The 19,290-nt window shown below is 71.2% G+C and carries 17 protein-coding genes and 2 tRNA genes; 11 read left to right on the top strand and 8 right to left on the bottom strand.

Annotated elements, in window-relative coordinates; genetic code table 11:
* Nucleotides 1-18: 18 nt before the first annotated feature.
* The 8 genes from BUE41_RS16420 to rpmH form a co-directional block, all read right to left on the bottom strand.
* The gene (locus tag BUE41_RS16420; RefSeq protein ID WP_073457989.1) at nt 19-1,032 is read right to left on the bottom strand and encodes a ParB/RepB/Spo0J family partition protein; all 1,014 of its coding nucleotides are present in this window, start codon (nt 1,030-1,032) and stop codon (nt 19-21) included.
* The gene (locus BUE41_RS16415; protein WP_407691670.1) at nt 1,029-1,961 is read right to left on the bottom strand and encodes a ParA family protein; all 933 of its coding nucleotides are present in this window, start codon (nt 1,959-1,961) and stop codon (nt 1,029-1,031) included. The genes BUE41_RS16420 and BUE41_RS16415 overlap by 4 nt, the downstream gene beginning before the upstream one ends.
* Nucleotides 1,958-2,605, bottom strand: a complete 648-nt coding sequence (gene rsmG, locus BUE41_RS16410; RefSeq protein ID WP_143172192.1) for a 16S rRNA (guanine(527)-N(7))-methyltransferase RsmG — start codon at nt 2,603-2,605, stop codon at nt 1,958-1,960. Before rsmG ends, BUE41_RS16415 begins: the two co-directional genes overlap by 4 nt.
* Nucleotides 2,598-3,110, bottom strand: a complete 513-nt coding sequence (locus BUE41_RS16405; protein ID WP_073457987.1) for a Jag family protein — start codon at nt 3,108-3,110, stop codon at nt 2,598-2,600. Before BUE41_RS16405 ends, rsmG begins: the two co-directional genes overlap by 8 nt.
* A 91-nt stretch (nt 3,111-3,201) precedes the next feature.
* A complete protein-coding gene (yidC, locus tag BUE41_RS16400; protein ID WP_073457986.1) occupies nt 3,202-4,320 on the bottom strand; it encodes a membrane protein insertase YidC in 1,119 nt (372 codons plus the stop codon).
* Nucleotides 4,314-4,640, bottom strand: a complete 327-nt coding sequence (gene yidD / locus BUE41_RS16395) for a membrane protein insertion efficiency factor YidD (RefSeq protein WP_073457985.1) — start codon at nt 4,638-4,640, stop codon at nt 4,314-4,316. Before yidD ends, yidC begins: the two co-directional genes overlap by 7 nt.
* Nucleotides 4,637-4,990 carry a ribonuclease P protein component gene (rnpA, locus tag BUE41_RS16390; protein ID WP_073457984.1) on the bottom strand — a complete coding sequence of 118 codons (354 nt, stop codon included), beginning with the start codon at nt 4,988-4,990 and terminating at the stop codon, nt 4,637-4,639. The genes yidD and rnpA overlap by 4 nt, the downstream gene beginning before the upstream one ends.
* An 11-nt stretch (nt 4,991-5,001) precedes the next feature.
* Nucleotides 5,002-5,145, bottom strand: a complete 144-nt coding sequence (gene rpmH, locus BUE41_RS16385; RefSeq protein WP_073458082.1) for a 50S ribosomal protein L34 — start codon at nt 5,143-5,145, stop codon at nt 5,002-5,004.
* Nucleotides 5,146-5,588: 443 nt separating this feature from the next.
* Between rpmH and dnaA the strand changes: the two genes are divergently transcribed.
* The 11 genes from dnaA to BUE41_RS16335 all read left to right on the top strand — a co-directional run bounded on the left by dnaA (nt 5,589) and on the right by BUE41_RS16335 (nt 19,272).
* Complete coding sequence (gene dnaA, locus BUE41_RS16380; protein WP_073457983.1) at nt 5,589-7,184, top strand: chromosomal replication initiator protein DnaA; 1,596 nt, start codon at nt 5,589-5,591, stop codon at nt 7,182-7,184.
* A 1,345-nt stretch (nt 7,185-8,529) separates the two neighbouring features.
* Entirely contained in the window at nt 8,530-9,690 is a 1,161-nt protein-coding gene (dnaN, locus tag BUE41_RS16375) for a DNA polymerase III subunit beta (protein ID WP_073457982.1), read from the top strand.
* A 66-nt stretch (nt 9,691-9,756) separates the two neighbouring features.
* Nucleotides 9,757-10,692 (top strand): phosphogluconate dehydrogenase (NAD(+)-dependent, decarboxylating), encoded by a 936-nt coding sequence (gene gnd / locus BUE41_RS16370; protein WP_073457981.1) that lies wholly within the window; start codon nt 9,757-9,759, stop codon nt 10,690-10,692.
* A gap of 3 nt (nt 10,693-10,695) precedes the next feature.
* Nucleotides 10,696-11,805, top strand: a complete 1,110-nt coding sequence (recF, locus tag BUE41_RS16365) for a DNA replication/repair protein RecF (protein WP_073457980.1) — start codon at nt 10,696-10,698, stop codon at nt 11,803-11,805.
* A 269-nt stretch (nt 11,806-12,074) separates the two neighbouring features.
* On the top strand, nt 12,075-12,482 hold the full coding sequence (locus BUE41_RS16360; protein ID WP_234997303.1) for a DciA family protein: 408 nt from the start codon (nt 12,075-12,077) through the stop codon (nt 12,480-12,482).
* Nucleotides 12,483-12,840: 358 nt separating this feature from the next.
* On the top strand, nt 12,841-14,820 hold the full coding sequence (gene gyrB / locus BUE41_RS16355) for a DNA topoisomerase (ATP-hydrolyzing) subunit B (protein ID WP_073457979.1): 1,980 nt from the start codon (nt 12,841-12,843) through the stop codon (nt 14,818-14,820).
* Between the two features lie 47 nt (nt 14,821-14,867).
* On the top strand, nt 14,868-17,411 hold the full coding sequence (gene gyrA, locus BUE41_RS16350; protein ID WP_073457978.1) for a DNA gyrase subunit A: 2,544 nt from the start codon (nt 14,868-14,870) through the stop codon (nt 17,409-17,411).
* Between the two features lie 72 nt (nt 17,412-17,483).
* The gene (locus tag BUE41_RS32685) at nt 17,484-18,854 is read left to right on the top strand and encodes a DUF3566 domain-containing protein (protein ID WP_327194771.1); all 1,371 of its coding nucleotides are present in this window, start codon (nt 17,484-17,486) and stop codon (nt 18,852-18,854) included.
* A gap of 73 nt (nt 18,855-18,927) precedes the next feature.
* A tRNA-Ile gene (locus tag BUE41_RS16340) sits at nt 18,928-19,001 on the top strand.
* A gap of 34 nt (nt 19,002-19,035) precedes the next feature.
* A complete protein-coding gene (locus BUE41_RS31955; RefSeq protein ID WP_234997302.1) occupies nt 19,036-19,149 on the top strand; it encodes a DLW-39 family protein in 114 nt (37 codons plus the stop codon).
* Nucleotides 19,150-19,196: 47 nt separating this feature from the next.
* Nucleotides 19,197-19,272 (top strand) — tRNA-Ala (locus tag BUE41_RS16335).
* The last annotated feature ends 18 nt before the right edge of the window (nt 19,273-19,290 follow it).

Here is a 19,290-nt window from a genome sequence, read left to right as displayed (position 1 = left end):
TCGGCTAGTCCGGCGTGCTCACTCGTCCGCGCCGCGGCTCATGATGTCCACGATGCGCTGGAGATCGTCGACGGAACCGAACTCGACGACGATGCGTCCCTTGCGCTGACCGAGCTCGACCTTCACACGGGTGTCGAAGCGATCGGACAGCTTCTCCGCGAGGTCCTGCAGCCCGGGCGCGAGCATCTGCTTCCGCCGGGGCGCCTTCTGCTTCTTCGGCGACTGGTTGCGGAGGAGGACGACCGCCTCCTCGGTGGCCCGGACCGACATGCCCTCGGCGACGATCCGAGCGGCGAGCTCCTCCTGCTGCGCCGGGTCGTCGATGCCGAGCAGCGCTCGGGCGTGGCCCGCGGACAGCACACCGGCCGCGACCCGGCGCTGCACCGCGAGCGGGAGCTTCAGCAGGCGGATCGTGTTGGTGACGACGGGGCGGCTACGGCCGAGCCGGTCGGCGAGCTCGGTGTGCGTGACGCCGAACTCCTCGAGCAACTGCTCGTACGCCGCGGCCTCGTCGAGCGGGTTCAGCTGGACCCGGTGGATGTTCTCCAGCAGCGCGTCGCGCAGCATCTCGTCGTCGGCGGTGTGCCGGACGATCGCGGGCAGCGTGGCGAGCCCGGCGCGGCGCGCGGCCCGCAGCCGCCGCTCGCCCATCACGAGTTGGTAAGAGCCGGGAGCGACCTCGCGGACGACGATCGGCTGCAGTAACCCGAACTCGCGGATGGAGTGCTCGAGCTCGGCGAGCGCCTCCTCGTCGAAGTTCGTGCGCGGCTGCTTCGGGTTGGGCTGGACGGCCGAGATGGGGATCTCCCGGAACTCGGCAGCCATCTCGCCGTTGGTCGATGCCGGCGCCGTCGAGGCCGGGGCAGGTGCTGGGGGAACGGCGCCACCCGAGGACAGCTGCGGGCCGGCGGGTGGGCGTCCGGCGTCCGCCGGGGCGGAGAACGCGCCCGCGGCAGTGCCGGTCGGGATCAGCGCGGCGAGCCCGCGGCCCAGCCCGCCCTTGCGCTGCGGCGAGGCCGGACGGTCGCTCACGGCGCCTCCACCCGGCCCGCGCCGCGCTCCGCGATCTCGCGCGCGGCGTCCACGTAGCTCATCGCGCCGCGGGATCCGGGGTCGTACGCGAGCACCGTCTGGCTGTACCCGGGCGCCTCTGACACCTTCACGCTCCGCGGGATAACTGTCCGCAGAACCGTGTCGCCGAAGTGTCCGCGGACCTCCTGGGTGACCTGGTCGGCGAGCTTGGTGCGCCCGTCGTACATCGTCAGCAGGATCGTCGAGACGTGCAGCGACGTGTTGAGGTGCGAGCGCACCAGATCGATGTTGCTCAGCAGCTGGCCGAGCCCCTCGAGGGCGTAGTACTCGCACTGGATCGGGATCAGCACCTCGGACGCCGCCACGAGCGCGTTGACCGTGAGCAGACCGAGCGACGGCGGACAGTCGATGAAGACGTAGTCGACGTCGAGCTCCGTGAGCGCCTCGGGGGAGAGGGCCTGCTTCAGCCGGTTCTCCCGGGCCACCATGCTGACGAGCTCGATCTCGGCGCCAGCCAGGTCGATCGTCGCCGGGACGCAGAGCAGCTGCGGCGAGGCGGTGCTCGGTACCGCGGCCTCGCGCAGGTCCATCTCACCCAGCAGCAGCTCGTACACCGACGGGGTGCCGATGCGGTGCTCCACGCCGAGTGCAGTGCTCGCGTTGCCCTGGGGATCGAGATCGATGACGAGCGTGCGCACGCCGTGCATGGCCAGCGCGGCGGCGATGTTGACGGTGCTGGTGGTCTTGCCGACTCCGCCCTTCTGGTTGGCGACCGTCAGGACTCGCCGGTGCAGCGGGCGCGGCATGCGGTAGCGCTCCGGGTGCAGCACCCGGGCCGCGCGCGCGGCCTCCTCCGCGATGGGCGTCCATTCCGGTGCGGACGCGGGTGTTTCACGTGGAACGTCGGACACGTTGAACGACACGCTCACCCTTTCCTCCGCCGAGGTACACGCTCGACGACGATCACCGTGCTGGGCGGATCGACGATGTCGCCGCCACACCGCTGCACGCGGGGTGTGCCGCCGCCCAGGCGCGCGACGGCCGCGGCGTCGCGCCGAGCCTCCTCCGGTGCGGACTCACCCTTGACGGCGACCATGACGCCTCCGGGACGCAGGAGCGGGAGACACCATCGGGCCAGCCGGTGCAGGGGCGCCACAGCCCGGGCGGTCACCACGTCGGCTCCCTCCCATCGCCGGCGCACTGCCGGTTCCTCAGCCCGGCCTCGCTCCACCTCGACGGGCAGGCCCAGGTCGTCGATCACCTCGCGCAGCCACTCGACCCGACGGGACAGGGGCTCCACGAGGACGATGCCGAGGTCCGGCCGCGCCAGTGCCAAGGGTAGTCCGGGCAGGCCCGCACCCGAACCCACATCCACCAGCCGAGCGGCGTCAGGTATCAGCTCCGCGACGACCGCGCAGTTGAGGATGTGGCGCTCCCAGATGCGCGGGGCTTCCCGCGGGCCGATGAGGCCGCGTTCGACCCCGGTGGTGACCAGGTGCTCCGCGTACCGCTCGGCGAGCGGGAGCCGCTCGCCGAAGACCTTCGCTGCGCTCGCGGGGGCCGGTTCAGGCACTGCGGAAGACAACCACCTGGCGCCGCGGCTCCTCGCCCTCGCTCTCGCTGGCGACGCCCTTGATCTTCGCCACCGCGTCGTGGACGACCTTCCGCTCGAACGGAGTCATCGGCTTGAGCCGCACCGACTTCCCCGTGGCGAGCACCTCCTTGGCGGTCCGGGTACCGAGCTCGGTCAGCTCCGCGCGGCGGTGGGCTCGCCAGCCCGCGATGTCGAGCATCAGCCGGCTGCGGCTGCCCAGCGTCTGCTGCACGGCCAGCCGGGTCAGCTCCTGCAGGGCCTCCAGCACCGCGCCCCGCTCGCCCACGAGCTTGTCCAGATCGTCTCCGCCGTCGATGCTGACGACTGCCCGGCCGGCCTCCACGTCGAGGTCGATGTCGCCGTCGTAGTCGAGGAGGTCGAGCAGGCGCTCGAGGTAGTCGCCCGCGACGTCCCCCTCGCGGACCAGCAGATCCTCGTTGGTCGAGGCAGCAGACCCTCCACCCTGCTGTGCGGTCTTCGCCACGTACGTCTCCTCTCGCCTAGCCTGCGCGCCGCCGCCGGGGAGCCGGACGTCGGCGCGGCGGCCGTCCGCGGACGGCCGAGTGGTTCGTGGGTCAGCGACGTCTGCGCTGTTTGCGGTTCCCGCTGCGGGCGGGGGCGTTCCGGTTCGCCGACGTCGTGGCGGAGCCGTTCGGGCTCGACGCGCCCGACGCCTGACCGGTGCTGCCTGCCTTGCCGTTCGGAGAACCTCCCGCGGGGCCCTTCGGAGTGGCCGGCTTGCGGGTGACGGGCTTCGCACCGGGCTTCTTGTCCCGGTTCTCGGAGCGCTGCTGATCGGGGCGGACGGGCTTCTGGCCGGGCTTCGGAGCGAGCGCCTTCTGGGTCGCCTCGATGGCGTTGCGCTTCTCCGCCTCCTCGCGGTCGATCTTGCGGTAGACGACCCACTGCTGGCCGAGCGTCCACAGGTTGTTCGCGACCCAGTAGATGAGGATTGCCAACGGCAGGAACGGGGCACCGACGACGACGCCGATCGGGAAGACGTACAACATCAGCTTGTTCATGATCGCCGTCTGCGGGTTCTCGGCCTGCGCCGCGGTCTGGCGGGCGACCGAGTGCCGCGCGGTGATGTGCGTGAACACACCCGCCGCGATCATCAACGGGATCATGACGACCAGCATCTGGCCGACCGAGGTACCGGCCGCGTTGAGCGCAGCCTCGCCCTTGGTGACCCACTCGCCGAGCTTCGCACCGAAGAGGCTGGCGCGGTTGAAGGACTCGACGCCCTCCTGGTCGAAGAAGTAGTTCTCGGTGCGGATCGAGCCGTCGTCGTTGACCGGGACGCCGTCGGCGTTGACCGGGCCGAACGTGCGCAGCACGTGGAACAGGCCGATGAAGACCGGGACCTGCACCAGCACCGGAAGGCAGCCCATGAGCGGGTTGACGCCGTGCTCGGCCTGCAGGCGCTGCATCTCCTGCGCCTGCTTCTGCCGGTCGTTGGCGTACTTCTTCCGGATGCGCTGCATCTCCGGCTGGAACTCCTGCATCTTGCGCATCGATCGCACCTGGGCGACGAACGGCTTGAACAGGAGTGCGCGCAGGGTGAAGACGAGGAAGACGACCGACAGCGACCAGGCGATGCCGCCGCCGAGGCCCTCGTCACCGAAGACCTTGCTGAAGACCCAGTGCCAGCACCAGAGGATGAAGGACACCGGGTAGTAGATGAAGTTCAGCACGGAGCTTGCTCCTCGTGATGGTCCTCGGCGTCGACGCAGGTGAGGGCGGCGACGGGAGACGTCCGGTCACCGCGGCGCGGCGGCACCGGATCGGCCCCTCCAGGGTGCCACGGGTGGCAGCGCAGGAGGCGCCAGGTGGTCAGTCCGACACCGCGGAGGACGCCGTGGATCTGCAGCGCCTCCACCGCGTACTGGCTGCAGCTCGGGTAGAACCGGCACGTCGGCGGGAACGCCGGCGAGACGTGCACCTGGTAGATCCGCAGCAGGAACACCAGCGCCGTGACGACGGCACCGCTGGTCCGGTGGACGAGGCTCCTCATCGGGACGCACCAGCCTTGCGGAGCGCGCTGCGCAGCGCGGCGTCCAGGTCGGCGCCGAGCTCGGCCGAGCTCGCCTGCGCCGCCGGGGGAAGCGCCCGCACCACCAGCATCGTGTCGGCGGGGAGCTCGGGCAGCCGGTCCGCCACCAGGTGGCGGAGCCTGCGGGTGACCCGGTGCCGGACCACGGCGTTCCCCACGGCCTTGCTCACGACGAAGCCGGCCCGGGGGCGTTCCCCCTGGCCGGCTCGGAGCAGATGGACCACGAGTCGTGAGCGGCCACTGCTGCGACCGCGCTTCATGACCGCGGTGAAGTCGTCCCGGTGCGTGAGCCGGGATGCGGCCGGCAGCACCGGGCCCCGGATCAGGCCGAGAGCCGCACGCGGCCCTTGCTGCGCCGGTTGGCGATGATCGCCCGGCCCGCGCGGGTCCGCATGCGCAGCCGGAACCCGTGCTTGCGCGCGCGGCGGCGGTTGTTCGGCTGGAAGGTGCGCTTACCCTTGCTCACTTCTCGGCTCTCCTGGTCGGCGGCGGGCACGGGCCGTCGCCGTCATCGTCGTGCGTCGGCTCGGACGGTCCTGCTCATCCGGTGTCGGGGGTGGGCGGTCAGCCCGGACACGGCTTCGCACAAGGGTAACGCAGCACCTCGGACCGGCGACGACCCGGTCCCCGGCCGCGGCCCGAACCGCCGTAACCCGGGCCCGCCCCGCACCGTTGTCACGGGCGTACCCCTCCGGCTTGTGGCGGAGGCCCTCCGTTGTTAGCGTGCGCCACTCCATCGCGGTTACAGGGGGGACCGACAACCTAGCTCGTTCACACAGGGCCGCACGACGCCTCGTCGAGCGGGCCGCGTACGGTCTTGCTTGCGCACAGCTGTGGACAAAACTGGGGATCGATCGGCGCACTGCGGCGGCCGGTCCACAGGTGACGACCGGGAGGGGGTGCCGGCCGGTGGCGGATCAACCGGGAGATCTCGGTGAGGTCTGGAACCAGGTCATCGCCGACCTCTCGGGCTCGTCGTCCCTCTCGGGCCAACAGCGGGCCTTCCTCCGGCTGACCCGTCCGCTCGGCCTCATCGACGGCACCGCGCTGCTCGCAGCCCCGAGCGACTTCGCCAAGGACGCGATCGAGCGCATCCTGCGCCGCCCGATCAGCGAGGCCCTCGGCCGCCACCTCGGCGTGCCGGTGAACCTCGCCGTCGTCGTCGACGCCTCCGCGGCCTCCGGCGGCACCGAGCTCCCCGATCCGCCCGCGCCGCCGGCAGTGGAGCGCCCCGCCGCGGGGCCCGCAGCCGGTCAGCCGGCCACCGACACCGCCCTCTTGGCCTCCCCCCACGCCGCCCCGGCCACGGCGCCGGACCTGCCGCCGCCGGGTGGTCCGCTGCCCGGCGGGGACCCGATCGCCCCGGCCGCCGGCGTCGGGCGTCCGGTCGACCCCGCCCCCGGACGGGTGCACCGCGAGGTGTGGCCGCCCGCCGGCCCGACCCCCGCCGACGCGCCGCGGTCGCAGAGCCGGCTCAACGAGAAGTACACGTTCGACACCTTCGTCATCGGGGCGTCGAACCGGTTCAGCCACGCCGCCGCCGTCGCGGTCGCCGAGGCACCGGCGCGCGCGTACAACCCGCTGTTCATCTGGGGTGACTCCGGGCTGGGCAAGACCCACCTGCTGCACGCCGTCGGCCACTACACGCAGCGGCTGTTCCCCGGTATGCGGGTCCGGTACGTGTCCACCGAGGAGTTCACCAACGACTTCATCAACTCGCTGCGCGACGACCGCAAGGTGGCCTTCCAGCGCCGCTACCGCGACGTCGACGTGCTGCTGGTGGACGACATCCAGTTCCTGGAGGGCAAGGAAGGGACCCAGGAGGAGTTCTTCCACACCTTCAACACCCTCCACAACGCGAACAAGCAGATCGTCGTCTCGTCCGACCGGCCGCCGAAGCGCCTGGAGACCCTCGAGGACCGGATGCGCACCCGGTTCGAGTGGGGCCTCATCACCGACATCCAGCCGCCCGAGCTGGAGACCCGCATCGCGATCCTGCGCAAGAAGGCCGCGCAGGACCGGCTCGCCGTCTCCGACGAGGTGCTGGAGTTCATCGCGACGCGCATCGAGCGCAACATCCGCGAGCTCGAGGGCGCGCTGATCCGGGTCACGGCGTTCGCGTCGCTGAACCGGCAGCCGGTCGACACGCAGCTCGCCGAGATCGTGCTGCGCGACCTCATCCCCGACTCGGCCAACTCGGAGATCACCGCGCCGACGATCATGGCGGTCACCGCCGACTTCTTCGGCATCACCATCGAGGAGATGTGCGGCCCGGGGAAGACGAAGGCGCTCGCCCAGGCGCGGCAGATCGCCATGTACCTGTGCCGCGAGCTGACGGACCTGTCGCTGCCGCGGATCGGGCAGACGTTCGGTGGTCGTGACCACACGACGGTCATGCACGCGGACAAGAAGATCCGCAACGAGATCGCGCAGCGGCGCAAGACGTTCGAGCAGGTGCAGGAGCTGACCACGCGGATCCGGCAGCGGGCGCGGGGTGGGGGCTGAGTAGTCAGTGCTGCCGAGTGCTGCTGAGTAGTCGATAAGGAGAGGACGGCCCGCTCCGGTCCTCCCGCACTCACCGCACACGAGTCCGCCTCCCGGTTCCTTCCTCGTTGATCGCGCCCGGCTCCTTCGTCACCGGATCGCGACTCGCGCGAGTCGACGACGCGCGCGAGCGCTGTGGTCACCTTCCGGTAGTCCTCGGTCAGTGGCGGTGGGGCAGTCCGTACGAGGTCCGGGCACCGTGGATCACGTCACGTCTGCAGGAACGCTCTCTGCTGCCACGGCGTGGCGGTAGGGCCGCCTTCCGCCATCCTCGCCAGCACCTCCTGCACCGTTCGGACATCTCGACGGGGGCGTTCGCGAGATTCACTGCACCACGTGCGCGACTCGGCTCGAACGCGCCTTCTCGGCGGGCCGGACGCGCGACTCGCGGCCGGAGCGACCCGCGGCGCTCCCCGCCGTCCGGCGCTCTCTGCACCGCGCCGGTCGATCCACAACCTCGGACCCGGCGACTCCGCACCCCGGGCTCGGCGGTCCTCAGCTCCGTCCTCGGCCGCTCGTCGATTCACCACCCACCCGTCCGGCCGCACCCCAACGATCGGCCCGCCGGTCGGTTACGACGGCTCAGCGCGCCCAGCCGACGGTTCACGAACCGTTCGGCGTCCAACCGAGACCGTTCGTCGCATCGCCGGCGAGCGTTCGGCGCGGCGCGTTGATCAGCCGATCACAGAGCGTCGCGAAACCCGTGACGAATGGTGCGGATGTGGGTTGTCCCCCGACGGCGCGACCGCCACTCCGGTGCGATCTGGGCAACACCACGTGTCCCCACGAGGCCGCCGTTTCACCCACATCTGGGGACAACTCTGTGGACAGTCGCGTCGAGCCCCGTGGACGGATCGCCGCGATTCCGTGGACAACCGGTGTCCAGCCGGGGGACAGCTGTGGTGGATCGCCGTCCATCCACGGCTGCGACGATCCACCCACGGCGGTGTCCGCGGCGGAGTCCACACGCCGCCACACCGTCCGACCTGCGCCGACGGCCTCCGTCCACACCATGCACAGGGGCTGGTACGACTGCTGGAGATCTTTTCCACAGCGAAACAGAGAAGAAACCGCGGTGGGGAAGACGCGTCCGGGCGGCGGTGTCCGCCTGCGTGTCCGGACGACCACGCAGCGATTACCCGCTCCTGGCCGAAGTGACACCCGAACCCGGCAGCCTCTACGGTGGTGCTCCGGTCTCGCCCCGGCCGTCCGCTGCGACAGCCGGGCGGAGCCGCGGCACGCCGGGGGCAGCTGTCCTTCGGCCCACCATGAGCAGAAACCGCCGGCGCGAGAGGTGCTCCCCGCCATGAAGTTCCGGGTCGAACGCGATGTCTTGGCCGACGCCGCTGCGTGGGTGGCGCGCAGCCTGCCCGCCCGGCCCCCGGTCCCGGTCCTCGGTGGTGTGCTGGTCGAGGCGACCACCGGAGCGGCCGGTGATCGGCTGATGGTGTCCGGGTTCGACTACGAGACGTCGGCACGGGTCGAGCTCGACGGGACGGTCGGCGACCCCGGCCGGGTGCTCGTCTCGGGGCGGCTGCTCGCCGACATCACGCGGGCACTGCCCTCGAAGCCGGTCGATCTCGTCGTGGACGGTGCCCGCGCGACGATCAGCTGCGGATCGAGCCGGTTCAGCCTGCCGACGATGCCGGTCGAGGACTACCCGCAGCTGCCGGCCATGCCGCAGATCGCCGGCACGGCGCACGCCGACCTGCTCGCCGAGGCGGTCGGTCAGGTGGTGGTCGCGGCCGGCCGCGACGACACGCTGCCGATGCTGACCGGCATCCGCATGGAGATCGAGGGCGCGAAGCTGACCCTCGCCGCCACCGACCGGTTCCGGCTCGCCGTGCGCGAGCTCGAGTGGACGCCGGAGGATCCGGCGCTGGAGAGCGCCGTGCTGATCCCGGCACGCACCCTGTCCGAGGTGACCAAGACGCTCTCCGGCGCGGGCACGGTCGAGATCGCCCTGTCGGCGGGCGACGGCATGCTCGGCATCACCGGCGGCGGACGGCGGGCGACCACGCGGCTGCTCGACGCGGAGTTCCCCGCGTTCCGCCGGCTGATCCCGACCGAGCACACGACCGCCGCGGTCGTCGAGGTCGCTGCGCTCGTCGAGGCGGTCAAGCGCGTCGCGCTGGTGACCGACCGGGTGGCGCAGGTCCGCATGGAGTTCAGCGAGGACGGGCTGCGGCTCGCGGCGGGCGGTGACGACGTCGGCAGCGCAGAGGAGGAGCTGCCCTGCGAGCTGGAGGGCGAGCAGCTGACGATCGCGTTCAACCCCGGCTACCTCCTCGACGCGTTCGGCGCGCTGCACACCGAGCGGGCGCAGATGACCTTCACGACGCCCAACCGGCCGGCGCTGGTCCGGCCGGTGCCGGCGGCGCCCGCCGAGGACGGGGAGGGGTCCGGTGCGGCCGAGCCCGTGCCGGGTTACCTTCACCTCCTGATGCCCGTCCGGCTGCCCGGCTGAGCGAGCCGACGCCGCCCGGCGGCCCCTCGCACGTTCCCGACACACGACTGACTCCAGGAGTGCACCGTGCAACTCGGCCTGATCGGTCTGGGCAAGATGGGCGGCAACATGCGGGACCGGATCCGTGCCGCCGGGCACGAGGTCATCGGTTACGACCCGCGGCCGGAGGTCACCGACGTCGACTCGCTGGAGGCGCTGGCCGCCGCCCTCACCCCGCCCCGCACGGTGTGGGTGATGGTGCCGTCCGGGGAGATCACCCGGAACACGATCAAGGCGCTGGCGGAGGTGCTGGAGCCCGGTGACCTGGTCATCGACGGCGGCAACTCCCGCTACACCGACGACGGTCCGCACGCTGCCCTGCTCGGCGAGCGCGGGATCCACTTCGTCGACTGCGGGGTGTCCGGCGGCGTCTGGGGCAAGGAGAACGGCTACGGCCTGATGGCCGGCGGCGCGCCCGAGGACATCGAGCGCGCGATGCCGATCTTCGACGCGCTGCGCCCTGAGGGTCCGCGCGAGGAAGGCTTCGCCCACGCCGGCCCGGTCGGCGCCGGCCACTTCGCGAAGATGGTCCACAACGGCGTCGAGTACGGGCTGATGCAGGCCTACGCGGAGGGCTACGAGCTGCTGCAGGCCGCCGAGCTCGTGGAGAACGTGCCGGCGGTGCTGCGGGCGTGGTCGCGCGGCACGGTCGTGCGTTCGTGGTTGCTCGACCTGCTGGTCCGGGCGCTGGCCGAGGACCCGGAGCTGGCCAAGCTCGAGGCCTACGTCGAGGACTCCGGTGAGGGCCGCTGGACGATCGAGGAGGCGATCACGCACGCCGTGCCGCTCCCGGTCATCTCGGCGGCGCTGTTCGCCCGGTTCGCCTCCCGCCAGGAGTCCTCGCCCGCGATGCGCGCGGTGGCCGCGCTGCGCCACCAGTTCGGCGGGCACGCCGTCCGGTTCGCCGCCGGCCCGTCCGGCGCGCCCGGCCAGACCGCGGGTCCCTCGGGGCCCACCCCGTAACCGGTGCACCTGCGTCGCCTCGCCGTCGCCGACTTCCGGTCGTGGGAGAAGGCGGAGCTCGACCTCGCGCCCGGGGTGACGGTGCTGATCGGCTCCAACGGGGTGGGCAAGACCAACCTCGTCGAGGCGGCCGGGTACCTGGCCACGCTGTCGTCGCACCGGGTGGCGACCGACGCGCCGCTGATCCGCCGCGGCGCCGAGCACGCGGTGGTCCGCGGCATCGTCGTGCACCGCGGCCGCGAACTGGCGATCGAGGTGGAGATCGCGGCCGGACGGGCCAACCGGGCCCGGCTCAACCGGGCACCCGCCAGACCGCGGGACGTGGCCGGGATCCTGCGCACGGTGCTGTTCGCGCCGGAGGACCTGGCGCTGGTGCGCGGCGATCCGGGGGAGCGCCGCCGATTCCTCGACGACCTGCTGGTGGCGCGCGTACCGCGGTTCACGACGGTCCGCTCCGACTACGAGCGGGTGCTGCGCCAGCGCTCGGCGTTGCTGAAGACCGCGAAGGCCGGCCGATCGGATCTGTCCACGCTGGATGTGTGGGACGGCCACCTCGCCGCGCACGGCGCGGCGCTGCTGGCGGCGCGGATGGACTTGGTGGACGAGATCGCGCCGCGGGCAGCGGCGGCGTTCGCCGAGGTGGCGCCGTCGTCGGAGGCGATCTCCGTGGCCTACCGGTGCAGCATCGGCCCGGACGTGCCGCGCACGGTGCCCGAACTGGAGCAAGCCCTGCTGGAGGCGATGGCCCGGGTGCGCCGCCAGGAGATCGAGCGCGGGGTGTGCCTCGTCGGGCCGCACCGCGACGAGCTGGAGCTGCGCCTGGGCGAGGGGCCGGCCAAGGGCTACGCCAGCCACGGCGAGTCGTGGGCGCTCGCGCTCGCGCTGCGGCTGGCGTCGTACCGGCTGCTGCAGGACGACGACGTGGAGCCGGTGCTCGTGCTCGACGACGTGTTCGCCGAGCTCGACACGCGCCGGCGCCGGGCGTTGGCGGAGGTCGCCGCGGCGGCCGAGCAGGTGATCGTCACCGCCGCGGTCGAGGAGGACGTGCCGGCTGGGCTGAGCGGAGTACGGTTCGCGGTCTCGCACGACGGCATCGAGCCGTTGGTCACATGACGACGCAAGCAGCTGGGGATAAGTCTGTGGATACTGTGGACAACTCGTCGGGGAACGGTGATAGCGGCGGTCTTCGACCGCCCGGCGCGGCGGATCGACCGTCCGGCATCCCCCGCACGGCCCCAGTTGTCCACAGCCCTGGGGAAGAACCGCTCGGCGATGATCCGGTTCCCCCTCGGGGTGTCGACATCGCCCGCGAGGCGCTGCGGGCTGCCCGGGAGGCCTCGGCCGCGCGCGCCGCGCAGCGGGAGAAGGAGCGCCTGGGGATCGTGCGCGGGGATCGCGGGCAGCGGCGCCGCTGGTCGGGCGCCGGCCCGGACGAGCGCGATCCGCAGCGGTTCGGCGCGTTGGTGGCCCGGGTGGCACGCGACCGGGGCTGGTCGTCGCGGTTGACCGACGCCACCGTGCTGGGCCGCTGGCCCCAGCTCGTCGGTCCGGACATCGCCGACCACTGCACGCCGGTCTCGCTGCGGGAGGGGGAGCTGGTCCTGCAGGCCGAGTCGACGGCGTGGGCGACTCAGCTGCGCCAGCTGCAGCGCCAGCTGCTGCGCCGGCTCGCCGACGCGGTCGGTCCCGACGTGGTCAAGCGGATCCGGGTCTTGGGGCCCGCCGGTCCGAGCTGGCGGTACGGGCCACGCTCCGTGCGCGGCCGCGGCCCGCGTGACACGTACGGGTAATGAGCGGGGCGCGTTCCGCCCACGAGCCGCTACGTTCGGTCGCAAGGCGGTGCAGGTGCCGGTTGCGTGGGGAGACCCTGCCCCAGGCCTCGACCGGCCGTGCAGGCCGTTTCAGCGGGCGCTCAGATGCGGCAGATCCGCGTGAGACCGGTTCCCGGCCGCCAGGACTCGACCGAGACCGAGTTCGTCGTTCTGTGAGCCACACAGGGGTGTCCTAGCCGCCGTTCTGCCCGTTCGCACCGGTATGATGGAGGTGTGTTTCCCGGGCCGTCCCCGAAGGCCCGGTTCGACCGACCCCGCCTCGGCGACCCCGGTTGCCCGTGCCCGGGGTCATCACCTCGAGGAGACAAGGCAGCACGTGGCGGACAAGAAGAACGGCTACAACGCTTCGTCGATCACCGTTCTCGAGGGCCTGGAAGCGGTTCGCAAGCGGCCCGGCATGTACATCGGCTCCACCGGTGAGCGCGGTCTCCACCACCTGATCTGGGAGGTGGTGGACAACGCGGTCGACGAGGCGATGGCCGGGTTCGCCGATCGCGTCGAGGTCGTCCTGCGCAACGACGGCGGTGTCCAGGTCATCGACAACGGTCGGGGCATCCCGGTCGGCATCCACCCGGTGGAGAAGAAGCCCGCCGTCGAGATGGTGCTGACGATGCTGCACGCCGGCGGCAAGTTCGACAGCGACTCCTACGCGGTGTCGGGCGGTCTGCACGGCGTCGGCGTGTCGGTCGTGAACGCGCTGTCCACCCGGCTCGAGGTCGAGATCGACACCGACGGCTACCACTGGGAGCAGACGTACGTGCGCGCGGTGCCCGGCGAGCTCAAGCGCGGCGAGCCGACCACCCGCACGGGCACGTCGATCACGTTCTGGGCCGACCCGGAGATCTTCGAGACCACCACGTACAACGTCGAGACGGTGCGGCGCCGGCTGCAGGAGATGGCGTTCCTGAACAAGGGGCTGACCATGATCCTGCGCGACGAGCGCAACGGCGACGACGGCGAGGCGGAGGAGCCGGACGCCGAGGGCTACGTGGCGAAGGTCAAGGAGTACAAGTTCCACTACCCGAACGGGCTCGAGGACTTCGTCGCGCACCTGAACAAGTCGAAGGAGCCGATCCACAAGAAGCTGATCGCCTACTCCGCCGAGGAGCCGGGCCACAGCCTCGAGGTGGCGATGCAGTGGAACTCCGGCTACACGGAGTCGGTCTACACCTTCGCCAACACGATCAACACGCACGAGGGCGGCACCCACGAGGAGGGCTTCCGCGCGGCGCTGACCAGCACGGTCAACCGCTACGCGCGGGAGAAGAAGCTGCTCAAGGACAAGGACCCGGCGCTGTCGGGCGACGACATCCGTGAGGGCCTCGCGGCGATCGTCTCGGTGAAGCTCAAGGAGCCCCAGTTCGAAGGCCAGACGAAGACCAAGCTGGGCAACACCGAGGTCAAGTCGTTCGTCCAGCGGGTGTCGAACGAGTGGCTGGCCGACTGGCTCGAGCGCAACCCGACCGAGGCGAAGATCATCGTCAACAAGGCGATCCAGTCGGCGCAGGCGCGGATCGCCGCCCGCAAGGCGCGCGAACTGGTGCGCCGCAAGGCGCCCGGCGACATCGGTGGCCTGCCCGGCAAGCTGGCCGACTGCCGCTCCACCGACCCGTCGAAGTGCGAGCTCTACATCGTCGAGGGTGACTCGGCGGGCGGCTCGGCGAAGTCCGGCCGTGACTCGATGTTCCAGGCGATCCTGCCCATCCGCGGCAAGATCATCAACGTCGAGAAGGCCCGGATCGACCGCGTGCTGCGCAACGCCGAGGTTCAGTCGATCATCACGGCGCTCGGCACGGGTATCCACGACGAGTTCGACATCACCAAGCTCAAGTACCACAAGGTCGTGCTGATGGCCGACGCCGACGTCGACGGCCAGCACATCCGCACGCTGCTGCTCACGCTGCTGTTCCGGTTCATGCGCCCGCTGATCGAGCACGGGCACGTGTACCTCGCGCAGCCACCGCTCTACAAGATCAAGTGGGCCGGCCGGGGCGTCGAGCCGGAGTTCGCCTACTCCGACCGCGAGCGCGACGGGCTGATCGAGGCCGGCAAGGCCGCCGGCAAGAAGCTGCCCAAGGAAGAGGGCGTGCAGCGGTACAAGGGCCTCGGCGAGATGAACGCCAAGGAGCTGTGGGAGACCACGATGGACCCGGCCAACCGGGTGCTCCTGCAGGTCACGCTGGACGACGCCGCCACCGCCGACGAGCTGTTCTCGATCCTCATGGGCGAGGACGTGGACTCGCGCCGCTCGTTCATCACCCGCAACGCCAAGGACGTCAGGTTCCTCGACGTCTGAGTGCCCCATCGGACTCGGACCTCGGGTGACCTCGTGGAAGGACTGACGTGACAGACATCCTCGACCCTGCGGCTCCCGCCGGGGGCAGCGGCGGCGGTGGCGACCGGACGGAGCCGGTCGACATCCAGCAGGAGATGCAGCGCTCCTACATCGACTACGCGATGAGCGTCATCGTCGGTCGGGCGCTGCCCCTGGTGGAGGACGGGCTCAAGCCCGTGCACCGCCGGATCCTGTACTCGATGGGCGAGAACGGGTTCCGCCCGGACCGCAGCTACGTGAAGTGCGCCCGCGTCGTCGGCGAGGTGATGGGCAACTACCACCCGCACGGCGACTCCGCGATCTACGACGCGCTCGTCCGGCTCGCCCAGCCGTGGTCGATGCGCTACCCGCTGATCGACGGCCAGGGCAACTTCGGCTCGCGGGGCAACGACCCGGCAGCGGCCATGCGCTACACGGAGTGCCGGCTCACTCCGCTCGCCATGGCGATGCTGCAGGACATCGAAGAAGACACCGTCGACTTCACCCCGAACTACGACGGCAAGACCCAAGAGCCCGACGTCCTGCCCTCCCGCATCCCGAACCTGCTCATCAACGGCAGCGCGGGCATCGCCGTCGGCATGGCCACCAACATCCCGCCGCACAACCTCCGCGAGGTCGGCGAGGGGATCGTCTGGGCGCTGGACAACTGGGAAGCCACCGACGAGGAGCTGCTCACCGCGCTCATGGAGCGCATCAAGGGCCCGGACTTCCCCACCGCCGGGCTCATCGTCGGTCGCGACGGCATCGAGCAGGCCTACCGCACCGGGCGCGGATCGGTGAAGATGCGCGCGGTCGTCGAGGTCGAGGAGGACGCCAAGGGGCGCACCACCCTCGTCATCACCGAGCTGCCCTACCAGGTCAACCCGGACAACCTGATCGAGTCCATCGCGACCCAGCACCGCGAGGGGAAGCTCTCCGGCATCGCCGAGATCGCCGACGAGTCGTCGGACCGCGTCGGCATGCGGATCGTGATCACGCTCAAGCGCGACGCGGTGGCCAAGGTCGTCCTGAACAACCTGTACAAGCACAGCCAGCTGCAGACCGCGTTCGGCGTGAACATGCTGGCGCTGGTCGACGGCGTGCCGCGCACGCTGCGCCTCGACCAGATGGTGCGCCACTACATCCGCCACCAGATCGAGGTCATCGTCCGGCGCACCCGCTACCGGCTGCGCAAGGCCGAGGAGCGGGCCCACATCCTGCGCGGCTACGTCAAGGCGCTCGACGCGCTCGACGAGGTCATCGCGCTGATCCGGGCGTCGGAGACGGTCGAGGTCGCGCGCGCCGGCCTGATGGAGCTGCTCGACGTCGACGAGATCCAGGCGCAGGCTATCCTCGATATGCAGCTGCGGCGCCTCGCCGCGCTGGAGCGCCAGAAGATCATCGACGAGCTGGCCGAGATCGAGCGCGAGATCGCCGACCTGGAGGACATCCTCGCCCGCCCCGAGCGGCAGCGGCAGATCGTCCGCGACGAGCTCACCGAGATCGTCGAGAAGCACGGCGACGACCGGCGCACCCACATCGTGGCCGACGACGGCGACGTCACCGCTGAGGACCTGATCGCGGTCGAGGACGTCGTCGTCACGATCACCCAGACCGGGTACGCCAAGCGCACGAAGACCGACGCCTACCGGGCGCAGAAGCGCGGCGGCAAGGGCGTGCAGGGTGCACAGCTGAAGCAGGACGACATCGTCGCCCACTTCTTCGTGTGCTCCACGCACGACTGGATCCTGTTCTTCACGAACAAGGGCCGCGTCTACCGGCTCAAGGCCTACGAGCTGCCCGAGGCCAACCGGTCCGCGCGTGGCCAGCACGTGGCGAACCTGCTCGCCCTGCAACCGGACGAGCACATCGCCCAGGTCATGCAGATCAAGAACTACGAGGTGGCGCCGTACCTCGTCCTCGCGACGAAGAGTGGTCTGGTGAAGAAGTCGCGCCTGTCCGACTTCGACTCGCCGCGCACCGGTGGTCTGATCGGCATCAACCTGCGCGAGGGCGACGAGCTGGTCGGCGCCGTGCTCTGCTCGGCCGAGGACGACCTGATCCTCGTCTCCGCCGAGGGCCAGTCGATCCGCTTCACCGCGAGCGACGAGACGCTGCGCCCGATGGGCCGCGCCACCTCCGGCGTGCTGGGGATGCGGTTCAACGAGGGCGACCGCCTGCTGTCGATCGACGTCGTGCGGCCCGACACGTACGTCCTGGTCGCCACCGACGGCGGGTACGCCAAGCGCACCCCGATCGAGGACTACCCGGTCCAGGGCCGCGGCGGCAAGGGCGTGCTCACCATCCAGTACGACCGCCGGCGTGGCACGCTGGTCGGTGCGCTCGTGGTCGGCATCGACGACGAGCTGTACGCGATCACGTCGACCGGTGGGGTGATCCGCACGACCGTCCGCGAGGTCCGCAAGGCCGGCCGGCAGACGAAGGGGGTGCGCCTGATGAACCTGGGCGACTCCGCCACCCTCGTCGCCATCGCCCGCAACGCCGAGGACGAGGACGACGTCAACGGCAGCGGGAACGGCAACGGCGACAACGGCAGCGCCGACAAGGCCTGACACCGACGGCCGTCCCGACACGCGGCCGCCCCGGTCGACCGCAGCACCGAGCACAGAGGAGACTCTCGGTACGTGAGTGACAACACGAGCACGCCGGAGGAGCCCGAGGGCCGGGGGACGGTGGCCACCGGCGGCGCCGCAGGTGGCGAGGGCAACGGGGCGGCCGCCGGCAACGGGGCGGGCACGGGCGCGAAGGCGGCCGGGTCGACGAAGACCGCGTCCGCCGACGAGGCGGCCGTCACGCCGAACGGCGCACCGGGCAGTGGGTCACCGACGGTGGGTGCTGACGAGCCCACCGTCACGGCGAAGCCGGCCACGGGCGAGACGTCCGCGGACTCGGCGAAGCCGGACGCGGAGTCGGGGGCCGCGGCCGCCGCCGGCGCGAAGGACGCCGAGGAGGCTGACGCAGGGAAGTCCGGCGCTGCGAAGGGCAGCGCGAAGGACGCTGCGGAGGACACGGCGGAGCCGACCACCGTGGTCACCACGCCCACGGGGTCGGCCTCCTCGTCGTCGGCGAAGACTCGGTCGGTGAAGAAGCCGGACGAGGAGACCACCGATCAGGTCCCTACGGAGGCTGCGGAGAAGCCGGCCGCCGCGTCGGGCTCGGCGGCCGAGAGCACGGGCGACGAGCCGACCCGAGTCGTCACCGCGGCGGGCGCGACCGTGTCGACGAGCAAGCCTGCGGCGGCGAGCAGACCCGGGGAGAAGCCGACGGGCCCGGCCGAGCCGCCGACGGTCGTCGCGCAGAAGCCGGCTGCGGTGAACGTGACCGCACCGCGTCCGGCGCCGGGTCCGCGTCCGGCTCCCGGACCGGTCCCCGGCCCCGGCCCGGAGGCGGCCGCTCCGCCGCCGTGGCACCGGGTCCCCGGCCAGGAGCACGACGGCCAGCAGCCGCACCCCCAGCAGCAGCAGCCCTCCGCGGTCGGGGCGCTGTTCGGCGACGGCCCCACGGTCGTCATGGAGGCGCCGCAGCCTGCGCAGCCGAGCGGTTCCGAGGAGCCGACCCGCCCGACCTCCTCGTCCTCGTCGCCGGCCTCGGCGACGGGCGGCTGGCAGGCCGTGCGGGCCACCCGCGCCCGGGCGCCGCGCCAGGCCGCGTTGCAGCTCAAGCGGCTCGATCCGTGGTCGGTGCTCAAGCTCGCGCTGGTGCTCGCCGTCGTGCTGTTCTTCATCTGGCTGGTCGCCGTCGGCGTGCTCTACGGCGTGCTGGACGGCATGGGCGTGTGGGACCAGCTGAACGGCACCTACGCGAACCTCGTCACCGACAACGCACCCACGGGCAACCAGCTGATCAGCGCGGGCCGGGTCTTCGGGTTCGCGGCGGTGGTCGGCGCGATCAACAGCCTGCTGTTCGCGGTCGCGATGACGATCAGCGCGTTCGTCTACAACGTGTCCGCCGACCTGGTCGGCGGCATCGAGGTCACGCTGTCCGAGCGCGACTGACCAGGTCGACGGCGTAGGGGGAGCCCGGTGCACAGGCCTCCAGAGGCCTGCGGTACTCTCGACGTCGTCGCAGGGGCCTATAGCTCAGTCGGTTAGAGCGCATCACTGATAATGATGAGGTCGCTGGTTCAAGTCCAGCTAGGCCCACTCCCAGACCCGTTGACGACAGGACAGTGACGTCATGAAGAAGGTCCTCATCGCACTCGTCGCGCTGGCCGTCGGCGCGGTCGTGTTCAACAAGGTTCGCTCCGGGCGCAACGAGGCTGACCTCTGGCAGGAGGCCACGAACAGCTGACCCGGTTGGCTCCCGCCGAGCGGGTCCCCGGATCCGCAGCGGGGAACGGGGACGTAGCTCAATTGGCAGAGCACCGCCTTTGCAAGGCGGGGGTCAGGGGTTCGATTCCCCTCGTCTCCACCACTCACAGGGCCTCGGCCG

Source organism: Pseudonocardia thermophila, from assembly GCF_900142365.1.
GTDB lineage: Bacteria > Actinomycetota > Actinomycetes > Mycobacteriales > Pseudonocardiaceae > Pseudonocardia > Pseudonocardia thermophila.
Note: the sequence above shows the minus strand (reverse complement) of the source record. Positions and strands in the feature narration are given on the sequence as shown.